We start from the raw sequence: 18,065 nt of genomic DNA, 5'->3' as shown, positions 1-18,065 counted from the left end.
GGATGTCAGCCTTCCGAACGAGACTGCCGCTTGCGCTCATGCGGATCGAGATAGCGCTTGCGCAGGCGGATCGCCTTGGGCGTGACCTCGACCAGCTCGTCGTCGTCGATATAGGCGATGGCCTCTTCCAGCGACATCCGCACCGGGGTCGTCAGCCGCACCGCCTCGTCCGTGCCGGAGGCGCGCACGTTGGTCAGCTTCTTGCCCTTCAGCGGGTTCACCTCCAGATCGTTGTCGCGGCTGTGCTCGCCGATGATCATGCCCTGATACACCTGCTCCTGCGCGCCGATGAACAGCTTGCCGCGTTCCTCCAGGTTCCAGAGGGCGTAGGCGACGGACACGCCGTCCTCCATCGAGATCAGCACGCCCTGGCGGCGGCCCTGGATCGGACCCTTGTAGGGGGCCCAGTCGTGGAAGATGCGGTTCAGCACGCCGTTGCCCCGCGTGTCGGTCATGAACTCGCCCTGATAGCCGATCAGCCCGCGCGAGGGGACATGCGCGACGATCCGCGTCTTGCCGGTCCCCGCCGGGCGCATCTCGACCAGATCGCCCTTGCGGGTGCCGGTCAGCTTGTCGATCACCGCGCCGGTATAATCGTCATCGACATCGACGATGACCTCCTCGATCGGCTCCAGCCGCTCGCCGTTCTCTTCGCGGTAGATGACACGGGGGCGCGAGATCGACAGCTCGAATCCCTCGCGGCGCATGTTCTCGATCAGCACGCCCATCTGCAATTCGCCCCGGCCCGAGACGACGAAGGCGTCGCCGCCGGGCGTGTCCTCGACGCGGATCGCGACGTTGGTTTCCGCCTCGCGCATCAGCCGCTCGCGGATCACGCGGGACTGGACCTTGTTGCCGTCGCGGCCCGCCAGCGGCGAGTCGTTGATGCCGAAGGTGACGCTGATCGTCGGCGGATCGATGGGCTTGGCCTGCAATGGCGCATCGACCTCAGGCGCGCAGAGCGTGTCGGCCACGGTCGCCTTGGCCATGCCGGCGAGGGTCACGATGTCGCCCGCGACGGCTTCGTCGATGGCGGTCTGGTTCAGCCCGCGGAAGGCGAGGATCTTGGACACGCGGAACTGCTCGATCCGGTCGCCGTCGCGCGACAGCGCCTTCAGCGTGTCGCCGGCGCGGGCGGTGCCGGCCTCGACGCGGCCCGTCAGGATGCGGCCGATGAACGGGTCCGCGCCCAGCGTCACGGCGAGCATCTGGAACGGCTCGTCGCTGCGGGCCGCCTGAACGGGGGCGGGAACGTGGCGGACGATCAAGTCGAACAGGGCCGACAGGTCCTTGCGCGGCCCGTCCAGCGTCTCGTCGGCCCAGCCGCCGATGCCCGAGGCATAGACATGCGGGAAATCCAGTTGCTCGTCGGTGGCGCCGAGATTGGCGAAGAGGTCGAAGATTTCGTTCAGCGTCTGGTCCGGTTCGGCTGCGGGCTTGTCCACCTTGTTCAGCACCACGATGGGCCGCAGCCCGAGCGCCAGCGCTTTCGACGTCACGAACTTCGTCTGCGGCATCGGCCCTTCGGCAGCATCGACCAGCAGGCAGACGCCGTCCACCATGGACAGGATGCGTTCCACCTCGCCGCCGAAATCGGCGTGGCCGGGGGTGTCCACGATGTTGATGCGGGTGCCCTTCCATTCGACCGAAGTCGCCTTCGCCAGGATGGTGATCCCGCGCTCGCGCTCGATGTCGTTGGAATCCATCACCCGTTCCGCCACCGCCTGGTTCTCGCGGAAGCTGCCCGATTGTTTCAGCAGCTGATCGACCATGGTCGTTTTGCCGTGGTCGACGTGGGCGATGATGGCGATGTTGCGGATATCCATGGGAGGGCCTTCCTGGGTTGCGCGGCCCCGTTAGCGCAGCAACCGCCGGAACGCCAGCCGAAAGCCGGGCCGGGCCTGCGTCCTGGCGAGCCGTCTGCGCCGTCAGCGCAGCCCGAGCATCGACAGGATAAAGAGCACGACGACCACCAGGCCGACGATGTAGATGATCGAATTCATGGCAGCTTCCTGTCGTGTGTCGCCGTGTGACGCGGCATTGCGGAATACCGGGTGAACCGCCCATCCCGCCGCCGGGTTCCGGGCGGGCCGATCACGGTCGGGTCACCGTGTCATATCGGCCAGCCATCCGATCCCCGCCTCGGTCGTGATGCGGGGATTGTATTCGGCGCTGATCCAGCCCGCGTAGCCGCTGGCATCGACCGCGCGGAAGAAGCCGGGGAAGTCCACCGGGCCGGGTCCGGGCTCATGCCGTCCCGGCACGCTGGCGATCTGGACATGGCGCGTCCGGGCGGCGTGGGCGGCCCATGTCGCCGCCACGTCGCCGGTGATGATCTGGGCGTGGTAGGCGTCGAATTGCAGCCCCAGATTGGGGCAGCCGACCGCGTCGATGATCTCGGCCGCCTGATCGAAGTCGCGCAGGAAATAGCCCGGCATGTCGAGCGAGTTCAGCGGCTCGATGGTGAGGCTTGCGTGGGGCGCGCGCTCGCAGGCCCATCGCAGGTTCTCTGTGAAGGTCTGCCGGGCCGTCGCGCCTTCGGCCGCCCCGGCCATCACATGGATGTGCAGCGCCCTGAGTTCCTGCGCATGACGCAGCGCGCGCTCGAAATCGCGGCGGAACCGCTCCTCTCCGCCGGGCAGGGCCGCGAAGCCGCGGGGCCCGCCGGCCCAGTTGGGCGGCGGCGCGTTGATGAGGACGAACTCCAGCCCCTCGGTCTGCGCGGCTTTCGTCAGATCGCGCGTCGAGAGGTCATAGGGGAACAGCACCTCGACGCCGCGAAACCCCGCCCGCCGCGCGGCGGCGAAACGTTGCAGCATGGGCAGTTCGGTGAACAGGAAGGTCAGGTTCGCGGCGAAACGGGGCAACGGCTCAGCCCAACACGAAGGTCGCGCCGTCCGAGCGCAGGACGAGCCGGTCCTCGGCATCCACCTGCGCGGCATCGACGAGGCGATAGAAGGTCTTGCGGTCGATCAGCGCATCCAGCCCGCGCCGGACATGGACGTAAGGGCGCGGCGCGCCGTCCCGCTCATCCACGCGGATGGGGTTCTGGGGTCCCGCCGTCACCTCGTCGCCCGTGTTGGTGGTGAAGGTGATCCGGTCCGCGCCGATCTCGGCGTCCACCGCGAGGAACGGCGCGTCCTCGACCGTGATCCCCAGCTTCTCGACCGGAGTGACGAGGAAGAAGCGGTCCCCCTCGCGCTTCAGGATCGAGGCGAAGAGCTTCACCATCTCGGGCCGGGCGATGGGGCGCCCCTCATGGACCCAGGTGCCATCGGCGCGGATCGTCAGGTCCATTTCTCCGCAGTAATCGGGGTTCCACAGATGCACGGGCGGCGGTCCCTTGCGGCCGGCTTGCCGGGCGGCCTCCTCGACCGAACACACGCTTTTGTCAGTCTCGTCCGCCATTGGATGTGGAGCCTTCCCGCGTCGAACCCTATGCTGCGGGCTTAGATCACTTCAGGGACGTTGTCATGGCCGAGGATGCACAACTTGTCGATGAGATCCTGGCGCTGACCGACCGCCTCGCGCAGGCGCGGCAGAGCGTCGAGCGGCGCTTCGTCGGCCAGCACGCGGTGGTGGAGCAGGTGCTGGCGGCGATCCTGTCGGGCGGGCACGCGCTGCTGGTGGGCCAGCCCGGCCTCGGCAAGACGATGCTGGTGGACACGCTCGGCACGGTGCTGGGGCTGGATACCGCCCGCATCCAGTTCACCCCCGACCTGATGCCCGCGGACATCCTCGGCTCGGAAGTGCTGGACGCGCGGGCCGATGGCACCCGCGCCTTCCGCTTCATCCAGGGCCCGGTCTTCACCCAGCTTCTGATGGCGGACGAGATCAACCGCGCCAGCCCCCGCACCCAGTCGGCGCTGCTTCAGGCCATGCAGGAGCGCGAGGTCACGGTCGCGGGTGAGAACCGCCCGCTCGGCCGTCCCTTTCACGTCCTCGCCACCCAGAACCCCATCGAGCAGGAAGGCACCTATCCGCTGCCCGAGGCGCAGCTCGACCGTTTCCTGCTGCAGGTGGACATCGACTATCCCGACCGCGGCACCGAACGCGCGATCCTGCTGGCGACGACCGGGATCGAGGAGGACGCGCCCCATGCGGTCTTCGATGCCGGGGGGCTGGTCGCGGCGCAGCGGCTGATCCGGCGGATGCCGGTGGGCGAGGCGGTGATGGAGGCGATCCTCGATCTGGTGCGCGCCGCCCGCCCCGGCGAGGCCGAGGCGCCCGGCTGGCTGTCCGACACGCTGGCTTGGGGGCCGGGGCCGCGCGCGGCGCAGGCGCTGATGCTGGTCGCGCGGGCGCGGGCGGTTCTGAACGGGCGCTTCGCCCCGACGATCGAGGACGTGGCCGAAATGGCCGCGCCGGTCCTGCGGCACCGCATGGCGCTGTCCTTCGCGGCCCGTGCGCGGGGCGACCGGATCGACGAGATCATCGCCCGGCTCGCCGCCGACCGGACCCGGATGGCGGCGTGAACGCTGCATCGCCATTGGCGGCCAGTCAGCTTCGCGCGCGGGCCGAGGCCGCCGCCGCCGCGCTGCCGGCGCTGCTGCTGTCAGCGGAACGGCTCGCCGCCGCGCTGCAACCGGGCGCGCACGGACTGCGCCGTCCGGGAGTGGGCGAGGATTTCTGGCAATACCGGCCCGCCGCGCCCGGCGACACCATGCGCCAGATCGACTGGCGCCGCTCGGCCCGCTCCGACGCGACCTTCGTGCGCGAGCAGGAACTGGAAACCGCCCATTCCGCGATCATCTGGGTTTCGGCCGGGCAAGGCATGGACTGGACAGGCGACCGCTCCCGCCCCACCAAGCGCGCCCGCGCCGAGCTGCTGGCGATGGCGCTGACGCTGGTGCTGCTGCGCGGGGGCGAGAAGGTCGGCGTCTCGGGCCGCCCGCCGCAAGCGGGCCGGGCGCAGGCGGACCGCATCGCCCATGACCTGCTGGCGCAGGAACCCGCGCCGGGCGATGCCGACCTGCCGGGCACGGGCGATCTGCGCCCGCTGCGGCGGATGATCCTGATCGGCGATTTCCTGACCGACCCCGCGCCTGTCGCGGGCTACCTGCGCACCGCGGCGTCGCAGGGTATCGCCGGGGCGCTGCTGCAGGTGCTGGACCCGGTCGAGGAGGCGTTCCCGTTTTCCGGCGCGGTCCGTTTCCGCTCGGCCGCCGGCGGCTTGCGGCACGAGACGCGCAACGCGGACGCCTTGCGCGACGCTTATCTGGACCGCCTCGCCGCGCAGCGCGAGGCGCTGGAGCGCGCGGCCTCGGCCGCCGGCTGGCGCTTCGGCACCCACGACACGGGCAGCGCGCCCGGACAGGCGCTGCTGTGGCTGCATGGCGCGCTGGCGGGCTGAGGGGGTGCGCGCATGCTGACACTCGGCCCGTTGGGATTTGCCGCGCCGTGGGTGCTGACCGCGCTGATCGCGCTTCCGGTGCTGTGGCTGCTGCTGCGCGCCGTTCCCCCCGCGCCGCGCGAGGTGACGTTCCCCGGCACGGCCCTGCTGGCGGGCCTGCCCGATCCCGCGCCGATCACCCGCCGCACGCCGTGGTGGCTGCTGGCGCTGCGGATGGCGGCAATCGCGGCGCTGATCCTCGGTCTTGCCGGGCCGGTGTGGAAACCCGCGCCGCTGGCCACCGCCACCGGGCCGCTGCTGGTGGTGATGGATGCCGGCTGGCAGGCTGCGCCCGGCTGGACCGCCGCCCGCGCCCGCGCCCTTGCCGTGCTGGAACAGGCGGCGGCAGACGCCCGCCCGGCGGCCCTGCTGCTGGCGGACGGGCAGGCGGGTCGGGGCGAGACGTTGCCCTTCCAGCCCGCCGCCGAGCAGGCCGCCCGCCTGCGCGGGACCGAGCCGCAAGCGTGGGAGACGCGCTATCCGCCCGATCCCTCTGCTGCGCTTGCCGAGGCGCCGGAGGGTTTCGCCACCCTCTGGCTCAGCGACGGGCTGGACCATCCCGGCCGGGCCGAATGGCTGGCAGCGTTGTCCGCGCGCGGTCCGGTCAGCGTGGTGCCGCAATCCGCGCCCGTCCGCAGCCTTCAGATCGAGCCCGGCGCGGCGCCCGCGCTGACCATGCGCTCGACCGCCGACGCGCCGTGGCCTGCCGTGCTGGCGATCGGTCCCGATCCGCAGGGCATACCGCGCACGCTCGCGCGGCTCACCGCGCCGGAAGGCGCGCCCGCCAGCGGCGAAACCACCCTGCCCATCGACCTTCCGTCGGAGCTTCGCAACCGCGTCACCCGCTTCGCCATCGAGGGCGAGGCTTCTGCCGGTGCCATCGTTCTGGCCGACGACCGCGTTCGCCGCCCCAAGGTCGCGCTGGCCGGCGATGTCCGCAGCACCGAGGGGCAGGCGCTGCTCTCGCCCCTGCACTATCTGCGGCAGGCGCTTGCCCAGCGTTCGGACCTGATCGAGGGCACGCTGGCCGAGGTGATCCCCGCCGCGCCCGATGTCATCATCCTGTCCGACGAAATTCTGGAGCCTGACGATTCCGCGCTGCCCGAATGGGTCAGCGATGGCGGGCTGCTGATCCGCTTCGCCGGGCCGCGCATGGCCGGCTCGGACCTTCTGGACCTCGACCCGCTGCTGCCGGTCCGCCTGCGTCCCGGCGGGCGCGATGTCGGCGGGGCGCTCAGCTGGGGTGAGCCGCGCACGATTCAACCCTTCGGTCCCGTCGGTCCGTTCGCCGGGCTGACCGCGCCCGATGACGTGACCGTGCGGGCGCAGCTGATGGCCGAGCCTGACCCGGAGCTGACCGCCCGCACCATCGCCGCGCTCAGCGACGGAACGCCGCTGGTCACGCGCGAGGAACTGGGGCAGGGACAAGTTGTGATGTTCCATAGCTCGGCCAGCGCCGACTGGTCCTCGCTGCCGATCTCGGGCCTGTTCGTCGAGATGCTGGGGCGGCTGGTGCAGTCCGCCGGCAGGGGAGCCGCCAGAGACGAGACGCCCCAGACCACGGACGACGAACCATTCTGGACGGCCGAGCTTGTGCTGGACGGCTTTGGCCGTCCCGCCGATCCGGCCGAGATTGCTCCCGTTGCCGCCGAAGATCTGACGGCGGGCCCGGCCCCCGGCGCCCCGGTCGGCATCTACGCGGCGGGGCAGCGGCGGATCGCGCTGAACGCGGGCGGCGAATTGCCCCCCGCCGGCGCCCCCGCCGCATGGCCCGGCGCCCGAGTGGAGCAGGCCGCCACGCAGCCGGGGCTGAGCCTGCGCGGCTGGCTCGTCGCGCTCGCCGCCGCGCTGCTGGCGATCGACGCCGCGGCATCCGCCGCCCTCGCCGGGCGGCGCGGCGGCGGGATGGCGAAGGGGGTGCTCGCGTGATCCGCCTCGGCCTTCTGCTGCTGGCGCTGCTGATGCCGCCGCCGGTCGCCGCGCAGGAGGGCCCGGACCCGCGCCTCGCGGCGGCGGCGCGGCAGGTGGCGCTCGCCTATGTGCTGACCGGCGATGCCGAGGTGGACGAGACCAGCCGGCAAGGGCTCGACGGCCTCTCGCTGGGGCTGACGATGCGCACGACGGTCGAGCCCGGCGCGCCGGTCGGCATCGACCTCGACCGGGACGACGTGTCGATGCTGACCTTCCTCTACTGGCCCGTCACCGCCGCGCAGCCGGCCCCGTCGCCGTCAGCCTATGTGCGGCTGAACCATTTCCTGCGTTCAGGCGGGATGATCCTTTTCGACACCCGCGACGGCGACATCGCCGGGGCCGGAACGCCGGGCGGGCGGGCCGATCTGCAACGGCTCGCGGCGCCGCTGGACATCCCGCCGCTGGAACCCGTGCCCGAGGATCACGTCCTGACCCGCAGCTTCTATCTGCTGCAGGACTTCCCCGGTCGCTGGCGGGGCAACCCGCTCTGGGCAGAAGCTGCGACCAGCACCGAGGGTCTGCCGGTCGCGGGGTTCCGGCGGCTCAACGATGGTGTTTCGCCGGTCCTGATCGGGGCGAACGACTGGGCCGAAGCCTGGGCGATCGATGACCGCGGCCTGCCGACGCATCAGGTCGGCAGCGGCCTTGACGGCGAGCATCAGCGTGAGCTGGCGCTGAGATTTGGCATCAACCTCGTCATGTATGTCCTTACGGGCAATTACAAATCCGATCAGGTCCATGTGCCCGCGCTGCTCGACCGGCTGGGCCGCGACAGGGGCTATCCGGGCTTGGGTGAGTGGCCGTGACGGGGTTGCGCTTCGATCCTTCGCTGCCTTGGCCGGTGGTGGCGGTCATCGCCGCGCTCGCGCTGCTGGCCGCCGCCTGGGCGCTCTGGCGCGGACTTCCGGGCTGGTCGCTGCGCGGCCTCGCCGGGCTCGCCGCCGCCGCCGCGCTCGCCGCGCCGGTGCTGGAGCGGGGCGTGCGCCACGGACTTTCCGACATCGTGATCCTGCTGGACGACCGCTCGGCCAGCCAGTCGCTGCCGGGCCGCGACGCGCAGACCGACGCCGCCATGGACCAGATCACCGGCCAACTGGCGGCGCTGGCCGGCGTGGAACTGCGCCGCGTCACCGTGGCCGACGATCCCGACGGCACGCTGATCGGCACGGCGCTGACCCGCGCCCTCGCGGCCGAGCCGGAGGCGCGGGTGGCGGGCATCGTCGCGGTCACGGACGGGCAGGCCCACGACGCGGCGATGGTGCCGGCGAACGCCCCTGCGCCGGTCCATGTCCTGCTGACCGGCCAGCCTACCGACTGGGACCGCCGGCTGGTCATCGACGAGGCGCCGGCCTTCGGTCTCATCGACACCCCCGCCGTGATCCGCCTGCGGATCGAGGATCAGGGCGCCGTTCCGCCCGAGATGGTCGGCCGCCCCGCCACCCTGCGTGTCCGGGTGGAGGGCGAGGACGAGCAGGTGATCGCGCTTCCCCCCGGCATCCCGCTGGACCTGCCGGTGTCGATCACCCATGCCGGGCAGAACGTCGTCTCCATCCGCCTCGATCCGCCCGAGGCGGGGGCGCCGCAGCTGACCGAGCAGAACGACGCCGCCGCCGTCCAGATCGAAGGGGTGCGCGACCGGCTGCGCGTCCTGCTGGTCTCGGGCGAGCCGCATGCCGGTGAAAGAACCTGGCGCAACCTGCTGAAATCGGATGCAAATGTCGATCTGATCCATTTCACCATCCTGCGCCCGCCGGACAAGATGGACGGCGTGCCGGTGGACGAGGTGGCGCTGATCGCCTTTCCCACGCAGGAGCTGTTCGAGCAGCGGATCAACGACTTCGACCTCATCATCTTCGACCGTTATCGCGTCAGGGGCATCCTGCCGCGCGACTATTTTGACAATATCCGCCGCTATGTGCAGGAAGGCGGTGCGCTGCTGGTCTCGGCCGGGCCGGAAATGGCGAGCGTGGAAAGCCTGAACCTGTCGCCCATCGGCGATATCCTGCCCGCCCGCCCGACCGGCCGCGTGGTGCAGGAAGCGTTCACCCCGCAGTTGACTGCGGACGGCCACCGCCACCCCGTGACCTCGGGCCTGCCGGGCGCCCCGGCAGAGCAGGGGGGCGAGCCGGGCTGGGGGCGCTGGCTTCAGCGGCAGGACATCATCCCCGATCCCGATGCGCAGGTGGTGATGACGGCGGAGGGCGACGCGCCGCTGCTGGTGCTGGACCGAGAGGGCGAGGGGCGGGTCGCGCTGCTCGCTTCGGATCAGGTCTGGCTGTGGGGGCGCGGCTTCGAGGGGGGCGGGCCGCAACTGGAACTGCTGCGGCGGATCGCCCACTGGTCAATGAAGGAGCCGGAGCTGGAGGAGGAGGCGCTGCTGGCGCAGACCGGCCGCGATCTGTCGGTGACGGTGACGCGCCGGACCATGCAGGACGAGGCCGGGCCGGTCACGGTCACCGCGCCCGATGGCAGCACCGCCGAACTGCCGCTGGAGCCGCAGGAGCCCGGCCGTTTCACCGGCCACTGGCAGGCCCCGGCGCCCGGGCTGTATACTCTCCAGCATGGTGATCTGACCCGGCTGATGGCGCTCGGCCCCGCCGCGCCGCGCGAGTTCGAGCAGACGGTGGCGTCGGGCGAGGCGCTCGCGCCGCTGGCCGAGGCGACGGGCGGGGCGGTGCTGCACCTCTCGGACGGGGTGCCGGATGTGCGGACGGCCCGGCCGGGGCGCTCGGCCCACGGGTGGGGCGTCGGGGGCGAGTGGATCGCGATCACCCCGCGCGAGGCCGCGCAGGTGTCGGGCCTGAGCCGCCGCCCGCTGCTGCCGGACTGGGCGTGGCTGGCGCTGATCGCCGGCCTCGCGCTCGCGGGATGGCTGCTGGAAGGCGGCCGGATAAGGAGTTGGAAGCGATGATGGACCGGCGCGGATTTCTGGTTGGCCTCGGCGGCGCGGCGGCGGCCATGGTCGGCACGGGCGCGGTGGCGCAGACGGTCGGCGCGCTCGCGCCGCTGGCCAGCGCGGCGCCGCGCCGCCGCCCGCCCGCACCCGCCGCGCAGCTGATCGAGGCGGCAAGGCTGAACGGGCAGGTGGCGTTCGTCGCGCTCGGCCCGGACGGGACGGTGCTGGACGCGCGGGAACCTGACGCCGCGCTGCCGCCCGCCAGCACGCTGAAGGCGGTGACGGCGCTTTACGCGCTGGACCGGCTCGGCGCGGATCACCGTTTCACGACGCGCGTCTGGGTGGATGGCGACACGCTGATACTGGCCGGCGGCGGCGATCCGGTGCTGGACAGCGATGCGCTGGACGGGCTGGCGGCCGACACCGCCGCCGCGCTGCAGGGGCGCAGTTTCTCCCGCTTCGCCGTCTGGGGCGGCGCGCTGCCGCGGATCGACGAGATCGCGCCCCCGCAGGCCGACCACCTCGCCTACAACCCCTCCGTCTCGGGGATGATGCTGAACTTCAACCGCGTCCATCTGAACTGGCGGGCAGGCGGTGCCGGGTTGTCGCTGACCGCCCGCGGAAGTCGGGTCGCGCCGCGCGCCTACAGCGTGCGGATCGCGGCGGTGGACCGCGCTGCGCCGCTGTTTGCCTATGAGGGCGGCCCGGTGGAAAGCTGGACCATCGCCGCCCGCGCGATGGGCCGATCCGGCACGCGCTGGCTGCCGGTGCGCCAGCCCGAGCTTTACGCGGGTGACGTGTTCCAGACCCTCTGCCGCGCGAGGGGCCTTGTCCTGCCGACGCCGGAGGTGGCGATGGCAGCGCCGCGCGGCGTCGAGATCGCCCGCATCGACAGCCCGCCGCTGCGCGGGATCCTGCGGGACATGCTGCATTATTCGACCAACCTCACGGCCGAGGCGGTGGGGCTCGCCTCCAGCGGTGCGGGCGATCTGGCGTCGTCGGGCGCTGTGATGACAGCGTGGATGCAGGCGCAGGGCATCGCGGGCGCGTTCCGCTTCGCGGATCACTCGGGGCTCTCGCCCGCCAGCCGGATCAGCCCGGCGACGCTCGCCCATCTGCTGCACGGGCCGGGGCGGATGGCGGGGCTGCCCGCGCTGCTCAAGCCCGACCCGCTGGCCGATGCGCTCGGCTCCGAGTCCCGTGGCCGGGATGTGCGGGCCAAGACGGGAACGCTGAACTTCGTGTCGAACCTTGCCGGTCATGCGCCGGGCGGGATCACCTTCGCGATCCTGACCGCCCAGCCGGATCGGCACGCGGCGACCATCGGCGCGGACCTGCCCGAGGGCGTGCTGGCCTGGACCGGACGGTCCAAGCGGATGCAGCGCGACCTGATCGAACGATTCACGCGCTTGCCGGGTGAGCCGGTCCGGCAGATGACGGCGCAGGAAATCCTGGACGATCCGAGAGGCTAATGATCGCTCATCAGGACGTTGCAGCGAAAACTAAAACCAACTTGTGAACTAAAGCACCCGGTGCCGCGTCACCGCCGACAGCTCGATCGCGGCCGCGTGCAGCCGGTCGATTTCCAGTTGCAGGCGCATTTCGGACAGCATCTGCCATTCGCCCTCGCCCAGCCGGCCATCGGCGGCAGCGACGTCGCAGGCCAGCGCATAGGCGGTGTCGTAAAGCCGTTCCGGCACCGCCTCGCGGATCAGGCCGAACAGGGCGTCCAGCCCGTCCTCTTCCTCGAACAGCGAGAACACCGTCTGCGCGACGGCCCGGATCCGGCTCGCGTCGTAATCCGCGAAGACCGGCGTGTGATCGACCATCCGCTCGATCGCGACCAGTTCCGAGGTCCGCATCTTCGCGTCCGAGGCGGAAGTGGCGACCATCGCGGCGACCAGCGCGTCGCAGGGGGAGAACGAGGGCAGGTCGATGGTCATTGCATGAAGTCCGGCTATTGTTGACGCGGGCCCACTCCGCCGATACGGCAAGCGCCGACGTAACGGAGAGAACCCCATGTCCACCCTGCGCGAAGCCGCGATGAAATCCAAGGCCTGGCCCTTCGAGGAAGCGCGCCGGGTGCTGAAACGCTACGAGAAGAAGGACCCCGAAAAGGGCTATGTCCTGTTCGAGACGGGCTACGGCCCCTCGGGCCTGCCGCATATCGGCACCTTCGGGGAAGTTGCGCGGACGACCATGGTCCGCCGTGCGTTCCAGATCATCAGCGACATCCCGACGCGGCTGTTCTGCTTTTCCGACGATCTGGACGGGATGCGGAAGGTGCCGGACAACGTGCCGAATACCGACATGCTGCGCCAGCATCTGCAGGAGCCGCTGACCACGGTGCCGGACCCCTTCGGCGAATACGAAAGCTTCGGCGCGCACAACAACGCCATGCTGCGCCGTTTCCTCGATACCTTCGGGTTCGAATACGAGTTCATCAGCGCGACCGAATTCTATCGCTCGGGCCAGTTCGACGAGACGCTGCTGCTGGCCGCGGAACGCTACGACGCGATCATGGCGATCATGCTGGCGAGCTTGCGCGAGGAGCGGCAGCAGACCTATTCCTGCTTCCTGCCGATCCATCCGGAAACCGGCAAGGTGCTGTATGTGCCGATCAAGAACGTGGACGCCGCCAAGGGCGAGATCACCTTCGACGACGAGACGGGCCGCGAATGGACGCTGCCAGTGACGGGCGGCAATGTGAAGCTGCAATGGAAGCCGGATTTCGGCGCCCGCTGGGCGGCGCTGGACGTCGATTTCGAGATGTATGGGAAGGATCATTCGACCAACACGCCCATCTATGACGGCATCTGCGAGGTGCTGGGCGGCCGCGCGCCCGAGCATTTCACATATGAGCTGTTCCTGGATCAGGACGGGCAGAAGATCAGCAAGTCGAAGGGGAACGGGCTCAGCATCGACGAATGGCTGACCTATGCCTCGGCGGAAAGCCTGTCCTACTTCATGTATCAGAAGCCCAAGACGGCAAAGCGGATGTATTTCGACGTCATCCCGAAGGCGGTGGACGAATACCACCAGCAGCTTCGCGCCTATCCAGGGCAGACGCTGGACCAGCAACTCGCGAACCCTGTCTGGCACATCCACGGCGGCGAGGTGCCGGAATCGAACCTCGTGGTGCCGTTCCAGATGCTGCTGAACCTCGCCTCGGTCGCGGGGGCCAAGGACAAGGAAGGGCTGTGGGGCTTCATCCGCCGCTATGCGCCGGACACCTCGCCCCAGACGCATCCCGATCTGGATGCGGCGGCGGGCTTTGCCGTGCGGTATTTCAACGATTTCGTGGCACCTTCCCGAACTTTCCGAGCTCCGACCGACAAGGAGCGCGCGGCGCTGGAGGATCTGGCCGGCCGCCTTGCGGCGTGGGACCAGCCGGCAGAGGGCGAGGCGCTGCAGACGATGGTCTTCGCCGTCGGAACCGGGCACGGGTTCGAGCCGCTGCGCGAGTGGTTCTCGGCCCTCTATCAGGTCTTGCTGGGCGCCGATCAGGGGCCGCGCTTCGGGGGCTTCATCGCGCTTTATGGCGTGGACGAGACCCGCGCGCTGATCCAGCGGGCGCTGGCGGGCGAACTGGCGGGCTGACGGCGCTTGCAACCCGTCGTCATCCTCGTCCGCCCGCAGATGGGCGAGAATATCGGCGCCTCCGCGCGGGCGATGCTGAACTTCGGCCTGACCGACATGCGGCTGGTCGATCCTCGCGACGGCTGGCCGAACCCCCGCGCCGTGGCGATGGCCTCGGGCGCGGCGGGGCAGGTGCTGGATCGCGCCCGCGTCTTCCCGACGCTGGCCGAGGCGATGGGCGATGTGGATTTCGCCTTCGCCACGACCGCGCGGGGGCGCGAGCTGACCAAGCCTGTCCATACCCCCGCCACGGCGATGGCCGAGGCGCGGGAACTGACCGGGCAGGGCCGCCGCGTCGGGCTGATCTTCGGCCCTGAACGTGCGGGGCTGGAAAACGATGACGTGGCCCGCGCCAACGCCATCATCACGGTGCCGGTGAACCCCGACTTCCCGTCGCTCAACCTCGCGCAGGCGGTGCTGCTGCTCGGCTACGAATGGACCCGCGACGCGCTGCCGCCCGAGCCCGCGCCGCGCGGCCGCCGACCGGACGCCGAAATCCCCGCGACGCGGCTGGAGATCGAGAAGCTGGCCGACCACTGGGAAAGCCGGCTGACCGAGGCGAGGTTCTTCTTCCCGCCCGACAAGGCCCCGGCGATGCGGCTGACCGTGCGCAACCTCTGGTCGCGCCTGCCGCTGACGCGGGGCGATGTGCAGATATTCCACGGGATGCTGCGGCAACTGACATGGGCCGGACCGGGAAAGCCGCGTCAGGACAGGCCCGACGCCCCGGCAGATTGACCTTTGCGGCCCACAGGGCCAATGTCGCGCCGCAATTGCAGGGATATCGACCATGGCCAAGCGCCCCATCTTTCAGGAGGTGTCCGACACCGCGCCCGCCCCGGCCGCGCCTGCCGGCAACCTGATCGAGACGAACACCAAAGGCGCGCGCACCGCCGTCCGCGCATGGCTCGTGGTGCTGTTCGTCATGGTGGTGGCGATGATCCTGCTGGGGGGCGCGACGCGGCTGACCGGGTCCGGCCTGTCGATCACCGAATGGAAACCCGTCACCGGCAGCTTCCCCCCGACCAGCGCCGCCGCTTGGCAGTCGGAATTCGCCAAATACCAGCAGATCCCGCAGTTCCAGATCGAGAACCCGACCATGGACCTTGCGGGCTTCCAGCGTATCTATTGGTGGGAATGGTCGCACCGGCAGCTCGGGCGGGCGATCGGGCTGGTCTGGGCGGTTGGCTTTCTGCTCTTCTGGCTGACGGGTCGCATGGGGCCGGGCTGGGCGACGCGCTTCCTGACGCTGGGGCTGCTCGGCGGCCTTCAGGGGCTGGTCGGCTGGTGGATGGTCAGCTCGGGGCTGGTCGCGGGAATGACCTCGGTCGCGTCCTACCGGCTGGCGGTCCATCTGGGCCTCGCCTTCGCCATCCTGGGGCTGATCGCGTGGAATATGTTCCAGCTTGGCCGTCCGCAGGGGCAGCTGATCCGCGCCCGCCGCGCGGGTGAGCCGAAGCTGTTTTCCATGACCACCGGGCTGATGCACCTGACCTTCGTGCAGATTCTGCTGGGCGCGCTGGTGGCGGGGATCGACGCCGGGCGGCAATATACCGGCTGGCCCACGATGGGCGGCGAGTGGATTCCCGCCGCCATCTGGGACCCGGCGCTCGGCTGGCGCAACTTTTTCGAGAACGCGGCGACGGTGCAGTTCACCCATCGCATGGTCGGCTATCTGCTGGCGATCTTCGCCGTTGTGGTCTGGGCGCGTGGGCGCCGCTCGCCCCATCCCGTGACGCGGGGGGCGTTCACGGTGATGCTGGTCGCGGTGGCGTTGCAGATCGTGCTGGGAATCGTCAACGTGATCTACGGCTCGCCCCTGCACGCGGCGCTGACGCACCAGCTTGGCGCGGTGCTGCTGTTCGTGCTGGTGATCCGCGCCCGCCACCACGCCCGTTACCCCTATGAAACCAGTGTGAGAGGGACGATCCGATGAATGCAGGCAACGCCCTTTCAACCCTGGTCGAGTTCCAGCACACGACCGAGGCGCTGTCGTCGGTCGCCGAACGGCTCGCCTGGGACCGCGAGACGGTCATGCCGCGCGGCGCCGCCGAGCAGCGGTCCGAGGAGGTCGCCGCGATGGAGGAGATGCTCCACGCCCGCCGCACCGACCCGCGCGTGCCGGAATGGCTGGACGCCGCCCGTCCCGAAACCCCGGCCGAGACGCGCATGGTCGAGCTGATCGACCGCGACTTCCGCCGCGCCAGCGCCCTGCCGTCGCGTCTGGCCACGGAACTGGCGCGCGTCACCTCGCTCTCGCACGGGATCTGGGCCGACGCCCGCGCCGCCGAGGAGGCCGAGGACTTCCTGCCCACGCTCGACGAGATACTGGCGCTGAAGCGCGAGGAGGCCGATGCCTATGTCGCGGCCGGCTTCGGCGGCGGCGACCGCTACGACGCGCTGCTGGACGATTATGAGCCGGACACGACCTCGGCCGACATCTCGCGCCTGTTCGACGCCATGCGGCCGCGTCTGGTGGCCCTGCGCGATGCGGTCATGGGGGCCGACTACCAGCCCGCGCCGCTGTCCGGCCATTTCGCGCAGGAAGCGCAGTTGCGGCTGACCCGCAAGATCGCCACCGCCTTCGGCTATGACTGGAATTTCGGGCGCATGGACATTGCCGTGCATCCCTTCAGCTCGGGCCGCTGGCAGGACAGCCGCATCACCACCCGCGTCGTCGAAAGCGATCCGCTGAACTGCCTCTATTCCACAATCCACGAGGTCGGCCATTCCGGCTATGAGCTGGGGATCGATTCCGATTACGCCTTCACCATTCTGGGGCGCGGCGTCTCGATGGGCGTGCATGAAAGCCAGAGCCGCATCTATGAGAACCAGCTCGGCCGTGGCCGCGCCTTCACGGGCTGGCTGTTCGACCGGATGAGCGACACCTTCGGCGGCCTGTCGTCCCCCGATGCGGATGCGTTCTACGGTGCAGTGAACCGGGTCGTGCCCGGCCATATCCGCACCGAGGCGGACGAGGTGCAGTATAACCTGCACATCATGATGCGCTTCGATCTGGAACGCGACCTCATCACCGGCAAGCTGGCCGCCGAGGACGTTAACGAGGCGTGGAACGCCCGCTTCCTGCGCGACTTCGGCCTTGCGGTGGACCGCCCGTCGAACGGGATGCTGCAGGACATTCACTGGGCCGTGGGGCTGTTCGGCTACTTCCCCACCTATGCGCTTGGCAACGTCTATGCCGGCTGCCTCAACGCCGCCCTGCGCGACGCGGTGCCCGATCTGGACGAGTCGCTCGCCGGCGGCGAGGCGGAACCCGCGGTCGAGTGGCTGCGCGAGAATCTTCAGCGCCACGGCAGCCTGCATCCGCCGCGCGAGCTGATGGAACGCGCGACGGGATCGTCGGTGAGCGAGGCGCCGCTGCTGGATTACCTCGACGCAAAGTTCGGCGAGATTTACGGGCTGTAATCAGTCCTGCAGGGCGGCCAGCGCCCGGCTAGCCTCGTCGGCGCAGGGGGTCAGCGGGCTGCGATCCTCGCCGGGGAAGAACCGGGCGCGGGTCGCGGTGGGCATAGGCGCGGGGCTGTCGATGACGACGCGCGGGCCGATCCGCTCGGACTCCACCTGCCAGCTTGCCGCCAGGCCGATCTGCGCCGCCTTGGTCGCGCCATAAGCGCCGAAGAAGGGCTGCCCGGCGCGGGGATCGTCGAAGAACAGCGCCGCGCCCTTGCGCGCCCGCAGCAAGGGGTCGATCAGCACGATCAGGCCTTGGGTCGCGGCGACGTTGATGGCGATGGATTTTTCCATGTCGCGGGGGTCGATCTGGGCGGCGGGGGCCAGGGGAGCGACGTGAACCGCCGTGTGAACCCACAGGTCGCATCCGCCCCAGCGGCCGCCGATGGCCTGCGCCAACTGGATCATCGCCTGCGGCGTTCCGATGTCCATCGGGGCCAGCGTGGCGCTTCCGCCAGCCTTGCGGATGCGGTCATCCAGTTCTTCCAGCGCGCCCACGGTGCGGGCGACGGCGACGACATGGTAGCCGCGGGCGGCAAGCCCTTCGGCGATTGCGGCGCCAAGCCCACGCGAGGCGCCGGTGACGAGTGCGATCTTCTGTTCCATGCGCGGTGGATTGGCACCCCCCGCGCCGCACTTCAAGGGCGGAAAACTGTTAGCCGTGCGGTTAACTGTATTGCCGCGAATCCGCTGCGG

At 70.3% G+C, this 18,065-nt stretch carries 15 protein-coding genes; 10 read left to right on the top strand and 5 right to left on the bottom strand.

What is annotated here, in order from left to right; genetic code table 11:
- Positions 1–5: 5 nt before the first annotated feature.
- From typA to KTN05_RS07250, 3 genes are all read right to left on the bottom strand, one after another.
- Complete coding sequence (typA, locus tag KTN05_RS07260) at positions 6–1,826, bottom strand: translational GTPase TypA (RefSeq protein WP_217328714.1); 1,821 nt, start codon at positions 1,824–1,826, stop codon at positions 6–8.
- Positions 1,827–2,105: 279 nt separating this feature from the next.
- Positions 2,106–2,867 (bottom strand): hydroxypyruvate isomerase family protein, encoded by a 762-nt coding sequence (locus KTN05_RS07255; protein WP_217328713.1) that lies wholly within the window; start codon positions 2,865–2,867, stop codon positions 2,106–2,108.
- Between the two features lie 4 nt (positions 2,868–2,871).
- A complete protein-coding gene (locus KTN05_RS07250; RefSeq protein ID WP_217328712.1) occupies positions 2,872–3,408 on the bottom strand; it encodes a DUF1285 domain-containing protein in 537 nt (178 codons plus the stop codon).
- 65 nt (positions 3,409–3,473) lie between these two features.
- On the opposite strand from KTN05_RS07250, the gene KTN05_RS07245 reads away from it, so the two are divergent.
- From KTN05_RS07245 to KTN05_RS07225, 6 genes are read left to right on the top strand one after another with little or no spacing between them, the layout of a single operon-like run.
- On the top strand, positions 3,474–4,475 hold the full coding sequence (locus KTN05_RS07245; protein ID WP_217328711.1) for a MoxR family ATPase: 1,002 nt from the start codon (positions 3,474–3,476) through the stop codon (positions 4,473–4,475).
- On the top strand, positions 4,472–5,353 hold the full coding sequence (locus tag KTN05_RS07240; RefSeq protein WP_217328710.1) for a DUF58 domain-containing protein: 882 nt from the start codon (positions 4,472–4,474) through the stop codon (positions 5,351–5,353). The genes KTN05_RS07245 and KTN05_RS07240 overlap by 4 nt, the downstream gene beginning before the upstream one ends.
- Before the next feature lie 12 nt (positions 5,354–5,365).
- The gene (locus tag KTN05_RS07235) at positions 5,366–7,321 is read left to right on the top strand and encodes a BatA domain-containing protein (protein ID WP_371823293.1); all 1,956 of its coding nucleotides are present in this window, start codon (positions 5,366–5,368) and stop codon (positions 7,319–7,321) included.
- On the top strand, positions 7,318–8,169 hold the full coding sequence (locus tag KTN05_RS18655) for a DUF4159 domain-containing protein (protein WP_371823292.1): 852 nt from the start codon (positions 7,318–7,320) through the stop codon (positions 8,167–8,169). The genes KTN05_RS07235 and KTN05_RS18655 overlap by 4 nt, the downstream gene beginning before the upstream one ends.
- Positions 8,166–10,274: a hypothetical protein gene (locus KTN05_RS07230; protein WP_217328781.1), complete on the top strand. Its 2,109-nt coding sequence runs from the start codon at positions 8,166–8,168 to the stop codon at positions 10,272–10,274. Before KTN05_RS18655 ends, KTN05_RS07230 begins: the two co-directional genes overlap by 4 nt.
- Complete coding sequence (locus KTN05_RS07225) at positions 10,271–11,731, top strand: D-alanyl-D-alanine carboxypeptidase (RefSeq protein ID WP_254368041.1); 1,461 nt, start codon at positions 10,271–10,273, stop codon at positions 11,729–11,731. The genes KTN05_RS07230 and KTN05_RS07225 overlap by 4 nt, the downstream gene beginning before the upstream one ends.
- 48 nt (positions 11,732–11,779) lie before the next feature.
- Here KTN05_RS07225 and KTN05_RS07220 read toward each other — a convergent pair whose 3' ends face one another.
- Positions 11,780–12,202, bottom strand: a complete 423-nt coding sequence (locus tag KTN05_RS07220) for a tellurite resistance TerB family protein (protein ID WP_217328709.1) — start codon at positions 12,200–12,202, stop codon at positions 11,780–11,782.
- Between the two features lie 76 nt (positions 12,203–12,278).
- Between KTN05_RS07220 and KTN05_RS07215 the strand changes: the two genes are divergently transcribed.
- The 4 genes from KTN05_RS07215 to KTN05_RS07200 are packed head-to-tail and all read left to right on the top strand — an operon-like array spanning position 12,279 to position 17,324.
- Positions 12,279–13,859 (top strand): lysine--tRNA ligase, encoded by a 1,581-nt coding sequence (locus KTN05_RS07215; RefSeq protein ID WP_217328708.1) that lies wholly within the window; start codon positions 12,279–12,281, stop codon positions 13,857–13,859.
- A 6-nt stretch (positions 13,860–13,865) separates the two neighbouring features.
- Entirely contained in the window at positions 13,866–14,636 is a 771-nt protein-coding gene (locus KTN05_RS07210; RefSeq protein ID WP_256449491.1) for an RNA methyltransferase, read from the top strand.
- A 52-nt stretch (positions 14,637–14,688) separates the two neighbouring features.
- Complete coding sequence (gene ctaA, locus KTN05_RS07205; protein ID WP_217328707.1) at positions 14,689–15,834, top strand: heme A synthase; 1,146 nt, start codon at positions 14,689–14,691, stop codon at positions 15,832–15,834.
- The gene (locus KTN05_RS07200; RefSeq protein WP_217328706.1) at positions 15,831–17,324 is read left to right on the top strand and encodes a carboxypeptidase M32; all 1,494 of its coding nucleotides are present in this window, start codon (positions 15,831–15,833) and stop codon (positions 17,322–17,324) included. Before ctaA ends, KTN05_RS07200 begins: the two co-directional genes overlap by 4 nt.
- Here the strand turns inward: KTN05_RS07200 and KTN05_RS07195 are convergent, their stop codons facing one another.
- On the bottom strand, positions 17,325–17,975 hold the full coding sequence (locus KTN05_RS07195; protein WP_217328705.1) for an SDR family oxidoreductase: 651 nt from the start codon (positions 17,973–17,975) through the stop codon (positions 17,325–17,327).
- Between the last annotated feature and the right edge of the window lie 90 nt (positions 17,976–18,065).

This window comes from Paracoccus sp. Z118 (genome assembly GCF_019061185.1).
GTDB lineage: Bacteria > Pseudomonadota > Alphaproteobacteria > Rhodobacterales > Rhodobacteraceae > Paracoccus.
Note: the sequence above shows the minus strand (reverse complement) of the source record. Positions and strands in the feature narration are given on the sequence as shown.